Genomic DNA, 6,056 nt, shown 5'->3' with positions numbered 1-6,056 from the left:
TGGATTTTCTGGGTTGTCACTTCCGGGCGCGCATGTCGGGGCGGTTGTGGGAGCAGAAGCGCATTGTGCGCTACTACCTGCACCGCTGGCCCAGCCAAGCGGCCATGGCCCGGGTGCGGGCCAAGGTGCGCGACCGTACCGGACGCAACCGGGCCGGGATGGTTATCCGTGATGTGATCGCGCTGAAAAGTTCCGCCAGATCGACAGCTACGTGGTGGGCAGGCTGCGACACTTGATGATCAAGAAGCGCGGCCGCAACCTACGCCCCGGGCAAGCCGATCAGTGGATCGGGGAGTGGTTTAACGGGCACGGCCTACACCGACTACGCGGCACCATCCGCTACCCAAAGGCTGCGTAACCATGTCAAGAAGATCATCGGAAAGCCGTGTGCGGGAAAACCGCACGCACGGATTGAAAGGGGGATGGGGAAACGGACCCGCACCGCGGGCACCGCGCCCCTGACTACCAATGACGCAGTTGCCGAGCATGTTGCCCACCGGCTGGTTCCAGGTGGCATGGAGCGCTGACATCGCGCAGGGCGGGACGCTGCCGCTGCATTACTTTGGTCGCGACCTTGTCGCCTTCCGGCAGTTGGACGGATCCGTGTGCGTGCTCGACGCGCACTGCCAGCACCTCGGTGCCAGCCTCGCCCACGGCGGTTGTGTGGTCGAGGACGGAATCCAGTGCCCGTTCCACGGCTGGGTGTGGGACGGTCGGGGGCGCAACGTGCGCATCCCGTACGAGAAGCGGCCCAACAAGGGACGCCGCATCCGGTCGTATCCCGTCGCCGAGAAGAACGCTTCGATCTACATCTGGCACGACGTCCGCGGTGATGAGCCGGCGTGGGAGGCGCCGGACGGGTTCGCGGTACTCGGCGAGCACGTCTCGTCGCGCGGCTATTACCCGTTCGACGCCGAGTGTCGTACCCGGTTCGAGAACGTCAAGGTCCACCCGCAGGTCATCGCCGAAAACGCTGTCGATCCACACCATTTCCGCTTCGTGCACCGCACGCCGATCAGTCCGACCGTGCTTCGGGAGACGCGCGACAACACGGCGTGGTCGGCGAAGGTCGGGTTCGGCAAGCGCTGGGCTGACGGTGCGGATCGTCCCGGTGACACTCTGAACACCATCGAGATCTACTGGTCAGGCCTCGGCGTCAGCTTCAACGGCGAGCACACCCGCGAAGGCGTTCGTGTCATCTCGATCTGTGCGACCCCCATCGACGACACGAGGTCAGACATCTTCGCCGGCTACTGGATCAGTGATGACTCCGACGGCTTCGCCGACCGGCTCGTCGGCGCCAAAATGGCGCTACCCGACGACATTTGGATCTGGGAGCACCAGCAGTACATGGACCTGCCCGCACTGGCGCCGTCTGAGGCTGAGGGATTCGCCGCGCTGCGGTCGTGGGCGGGCGGCTTCTATCCCGAACCCGTCGGGCACGGTGTCTGACGATCCGGCTGCGGGCGGCCGCAAGTCTGACCGCACGCGGTTAGCCATTCTCGACGCAGCGCGAGTTGCATTCGCCCGCAAAGGATTTTCCGGTGTGACGATTCGCGATATCACCGACCTGGCGGGCGTGACGCGGGCGAACTTCTACTACTACTTCACCGACAAGACCGAGTTGTTCATCGAACTCGGCACCGCAACCTATCGCGAGGCGATGGCCGTCGTCGAGACGCTGGCCGACCTCGAGGATCCGCCCTCGTTCAGCGCTGTCGCGGAGTGGGTGAGCCGGTACTTCGCCTATCTGGACCGCAACGGCGCGTTCGTCACCCGTTCGGAGGAGGATATGCCACGCGATCCCGCGTTCCGCGCAGCGGTCGCCCGCTCGCATCGACGCACCGCGGCAGCACTCGGTCAGCGCCTCGCCAAGATCGCGTCGACGCCTCTGACGGTCGATGCCGCGACGGGACTGGCCGTGATGGCCATGCTGGAGCGGTCCTGGCTGATGGTCCAGCACAACGCGGTGGCCGCTGTGTCCCGCGACGACATGCTGGCCGCCACCTCCGAACTCATCCTGCGCTCGGTGGCCTGAGGCATCACAGCGTTGCGGCTACGGACGGATCGTCGGACAAATCGCGCGGTTCGCGGCGAGCACGAACGGAGACCGACGTGCCCGTTCCCGATTTCAACGGACATGCCATGGCTCAGGTGGCGGGCGATCGCGCGGCCCGCTTGACTGGTGCGGCACCGTGCTTCCCGGCCGCTTCCGGTGAGAGGATCGGCAGGACTGCATCCACGGCCTCGGAAACCAATCCGATGAGGTCTGAGCCCGGTGTGGTGGCCCACCTCCGATAGCCGACGTTGAGTGCGCCGATCAGCGCGCCAGCCCGAGCCTCCCACGCCACGGTGTCGCCCGAGTCGCCGGGCGTCGCGTCACGCAGGATGTTCGCCAGCCGCGGCAGCAGCCGCTGGGCGGTCGACAGCCATAGTTGCGATACTTCGTCCTCGGTGACTACAAGGTGCATCAAGGCGCGGCTTTGATCGCTCGCATCGATTGCCGTATTCGCGAAAGCGGTCAGAATCGACCGCCGGAGCGGCCATCGCTGCACGTAGGCCGCAAGTTGCTCAGGGAAGTCGGCGGCACCGACGGAAATCGTGGCGACGAACAGCGCGCTCTTGCTGCCGTAGTGACGGTACAGGGTGCGCGGGGAAACTCCCGCGGTGGCGGCAATGGATTCCATCGTGGTACGCGCGTAGCCGTGGATGTGGAACATCTCCATCGCGGCTGCGGAGACGATGCGGCGAGTTTGCTCAGCGCGTAGATCCGCAGCGATCGGCCGATACGTCGGAAGAATCGTCGTGGGCTTTGGCGCACTCTGCATCTGTCACAGTATGACATTGGCAGTGGCTGACAACCAACCGGCTGTCGATGGACGCCCTCTATGTGCATGTCAATGCCGCTCGCTGCCGGTATTGAGAACCTCGAAGTAGTGAAATAGTTAATCAATAAGCTTTTCGTCAGCTAGTGTTGCTCGCGTGAAGAGCTGTGTTGTACGGTTCACCGGCAGGCTTGTGTGTCATGCATCACGTCGTTTGCGGGGGACGGTGCCCAGCGTCGAAAGGATCAGTAGCTGATGGCGTTCGGGTCCAGGCCAAGGGGGAGCCGCTAGTGGTCCTTTCCGCCGGTGCCACCAAGTCGCTTCGAGTAACCGGCGACTTCTTCGCGATGTCGCTGGACACGATCGTCGCAATGTTTCGGCCGCCGTTTGCGTTTCGCGAGTTCCTGGACCAGACCTGGTTCGTCGCGCGCGTCTCGATGTTCCCGACGGTCGCGATGTCGCTCCCGTTTGTGACGTTCGTCGTGTTCATCCTCAACCTGCTGCTCATCGAGCTGGGCGCCGGCGACCTGTCCGGGGCGGTCGCGTCGATCGCCACCGTGCTCTACATCGGCCCGATCATTACCACGCTGGTGGTCGCCGGGGCCGGCGCCACCGCGCAGTGCGCGGACCTCGGCGCCCGCACCATTCGCGAGGAGATCGACGCGATGCGGGTGCTCGGCCTCGACCCCATCCAGCGGTTGGCGGTGCCGCGGGTACTGGCGGCCACCCTGGTCGGGACCATGCTGACGTCCGTGGTGATCATCGCCGGCCTGGCCGGCTCCTTCATCTTCTCGGTGTATCTGCAGGACGTCCCCCCGGGTGCCTTCGTGGCGAACATGAGCCTGCTGGTGGGCGTCCCCGAGTTGATCATCGCGCTGGCCAAGGCGTCGCTGTTCAGTTTGTTCGCCGGCCTGATCGCATGCTACAAGGGGCTGACGGTCACCGGCGGGCCACAGGGTGTCGGCAACGCGGTCAACGAAACCGTGGTGCTGACGTTCATCGTGCTGTTCGCGATCGGAACGGTCATTACCGTCATCGGCCTGCAGGCAACGGTATGAGTCAAAGCGGCGGCGCGAGCCCCCACGGTGGGCGGATCACCCTAACCGCCAGGAATGTCGGTGACGGCTGGAACCGGATCGGCGAGCAGGCCCAGTTCTACGCGAAGACGGTCGCCGGTACCAGGGACGTCTTCGTGCACTACAAGGTCGAGCTGTTGCGGATGATCGCCCAGATGAGCCTCGGGCTCGGGGCGTTGGCGCTCATCGGCGGCACCATCGTGGTCGTCGCCTTCCTGCTCTCGCAGGCCGGCAGCCTGGTTGCCCTACAGGGCTACAGTGCCCTGTCCAACGTCGGTGTCGAGGCGCTGACCGGGTTCGCCACCGTGTACATCAACGTTCGCCTCGCGCCCCCGGTCATCATCGCCGCCGCGCTGGCCGCCACCATCGGGGCCAGCACGACCGCGCAGCTGGGCGCGATGCGGATCAACGAGGAGATCGACGCGCTGGAGTCGATCAGCGTCCGCACGGTGCCCTATCTGTGCTCCACCCGGCTGCTCGCGGGACTGTTCCTGTCGATCCCGCTGTACTGTGTCGCGATGCTCGCGGCCATGGGGGGGAGCCGGCTTGTGGTCACCGCTTTCTACGGACAGTCCGACGGTGTCTACGACCACTACTTCAACACGTTCCTGAACCCCGTCGACGTGTTCCTGTCGTTCCTGCAAGGGATCACGATGGTTTTCGCGGTGATGCTGGTTCACACCTACTACGGCTACCACGCTTCCGGAGGGCCGGCCGGCGTCGGGGAGGCCGTCGGTCGCGCGGTGCGCGCCTCGCTGGTCACCTCCCTGTTCGTCAGCTTCTTCGTCGGCATCGCCATCTTCGGCGCCACCGGCGGCCTGGACATCTCCGGGTAGCGGCATGGCGGCGACGACAGCGAGAAGACCGGGCGAATGGCGTATCTCGCCGGGCTGGTGGACCCTGTTCCTGCTCCTGATCATCGTCGGGCTCGTCGGAGTCAGCGTGTTCTTCTTCACCGGTTCTTACAAGTCCTACGTTCCGGTCACCCTGACATCGGATCGGGCGGGGCTGGTGATGAACCCCGGCAACGATGTCAAGTTGCGCGGGGTCACGGTCGGCCGGGTCGAGCGGCTCTCGGCCGACAGCCAACCCGTGAGCCTGAAGCTGAACATATCGTCCGACCAGCTCCGCTACATTCCCGCCAACGTCGAGGCCGAGATCAAGGCGACGACGGTGTTCGGGTCGAAGTACGTCGACCTGATCGTTCCCGACGACCCGAGCCCGCAGCGGTTGGCCGCGGGTGCAATCGTCCCGGCGCGCAATGTCGCCACCGAGGTGAACACCGTGTTCGAGAACGTGGTCGAGCTGCTCAAGCATATTGACCCCGCCAAACTGAACGCCGTGCTATCCGCGCTCGCCGAGGGCGTTCGTGGCCAGGGTGAGGCCCTCGGCCAGGCGACCACAGACCTCAACGAGGTGCTGATGGAGATCAATCCGCGCAGCGAAACCATCCGGCAGGACTTCCGAGCGCTCAAAGGATTCAGCGATACCTTCAGCGCCGCCGCACAGGACATCGTCACCGTGCTCGACGCTGCGAGCACCACCAGCACCACCATCGTCGAGGAAGCCGAACAGCTCGACTCGCTGCTGCTCAATGTCATCGGGCTGGCGAACAGCGGGATCAACCTGATCGGGCCCAACAAGGACAACCTGGTCAACGCGATCAACATCCTCGAGCCGACCACCAGCCTGCTGAGGAAATACAGCCCGCAACTCACCTGCACCCTGGTCGGCGGGAAGAACGTCATCGACTTCGGGTTCGCCGACATCGCCGGCGGTGAGAACGGCTACTCCGTGCTCCTCGACGTCGCGCTGCTGTTCGGCGACGACGCCTACAAGTACCCGGAACACCTACCGGTCAATGGCGCCAGGGGCGGCCCCGGCGGCAAGCCCGGCTGTGGTTCGCTGCCCGACGTCGCACAGAACTGGCCACAGCGCCAGCTGATCACCAACACCGGATGGGGCACCGGTGTGGATATCCGGCCGAACCCGGGCATCGGCTTCCCGGGCTACACCAACTTCTTCCCCGTCACCCGCGGCGTGCCGCAACCGCCTACCGTCAACCGCGTCGACGGCGGACCGGCGCCAGGCCCGATCCCCTACCCGGGCGCCCCGCCCTACGGCGCCCAGCAGTATGCGCCCGACGGAACACCGC

The 6,056-nt window shown here is 65.2% G+C and carries 6 protein-coding genes and 1 pseudogene; 6 read left to right on the top strand and 1 reads right to left on the bottom strand.

The genetic code is table 11. The features are described from left to right. The 3 genes and pseudogenes from ACRDU5_RS20745 to ACRDU5_RS20735 form a co-directional block, all read left to right on the top strand. Positions 1–236: pseudogene (locus ACRDU5_RS20745) on the top strand (hypothetical protein); the annotation flags it as partial. Between the two features lie 232 nt (positions 237–468). Next, complete coding sequence (locus tag ACRDU5_RS20740) at positions 469–1,452, top strand: Rieske 2Fe-2S domain-containing protein (protein WP_526616795.1); 984 nt, start codon at positions 469–471, stop codon at positions 1,450–1,452. After that, positions 1,445–2,038: a TetR/AcrR family transcriptional regulator gene (locus ACRDU5_RS20735; RefSeq protein WP_526616793.1), complete on the top strand. Its 594-nt coding sequence runs from the start codon at positions 1,445–1,447 to the stop codon at positions 2,036–2,038. The genes ACRDU5_RS20740 and ACRDU5_RS20735 overlap by 8 nt, the downstream gene beginning before the upstream one ends. A 112-nt stretch (positions 2,039–2,150) precedes the next feature. Here ACRDU5_RS20735 and ACRDU5_RS20730 read toward each other — a convergent pair whose 3' ends face one another. Beyond that, positions 2,151–2,828 (bottom strand): TetR/AcrR family transcriptional regulator, encoded by a 678-nt coding sequence (locus ACRDU5_RS20730; RefSeq protein ID WP_526616791.1) that lies wholly within the window; start codon positions 2,826–2,828, stop codon positions 2,151–2,153. 344 nt (positions 2,829–3,172) lie between these two features. On the opposite strand from ACRDU5_RS20730, the gene ACRDU5_RS20725 reads away from it, so the two are divergent. From ACRDU5_RS20725 to ACRDU5_RS20715, 3 genes are all read left to right on the top strand, one after another. Next, entirely contained in the window at positions 3,173–3,883 is a 711-nt protein-coding gene (locus tag ACRDU5_RS20725) for an MlaE family ABC transporter permease (RefSeq protein ID WP_526616797.1), read from the top strand. Further along, entirely contained in the window at positions 3,880–4,737 is an 858-nt protein-coding gene (locus tag ACRDU5_RS20720) for an MlaE family ABC transporter permease (RefSeq protein ID WP_526616789.1), read from the top strand. Before ACRDU5_RS20725 ends, ACRDU5_RS20720 begins: the two co-directional genes overlap by 4 nt. A 4-nt stretch (positions 4,738–4,741) precedes the next feature. Continuing rightward, the coding region (locus tag ACRDU5_RS20715) for an MCE family protein (protein WP_526616787.1) at positions 4,742–6,056 on the top strand (1,315 nt) is incomplete at its 3' end.

The organism is Mycobacterium sp. (assembly GCF_050701515.1).
Classification (GTDB): Bacteria; Actinomycetota; Actinomycetes; order Mycobacteriales; family Mycobacteriaceae; genus Mycobacterium.
This window is presented reverse-complemented; position numbering and strand designations above follow the sequence as displayed.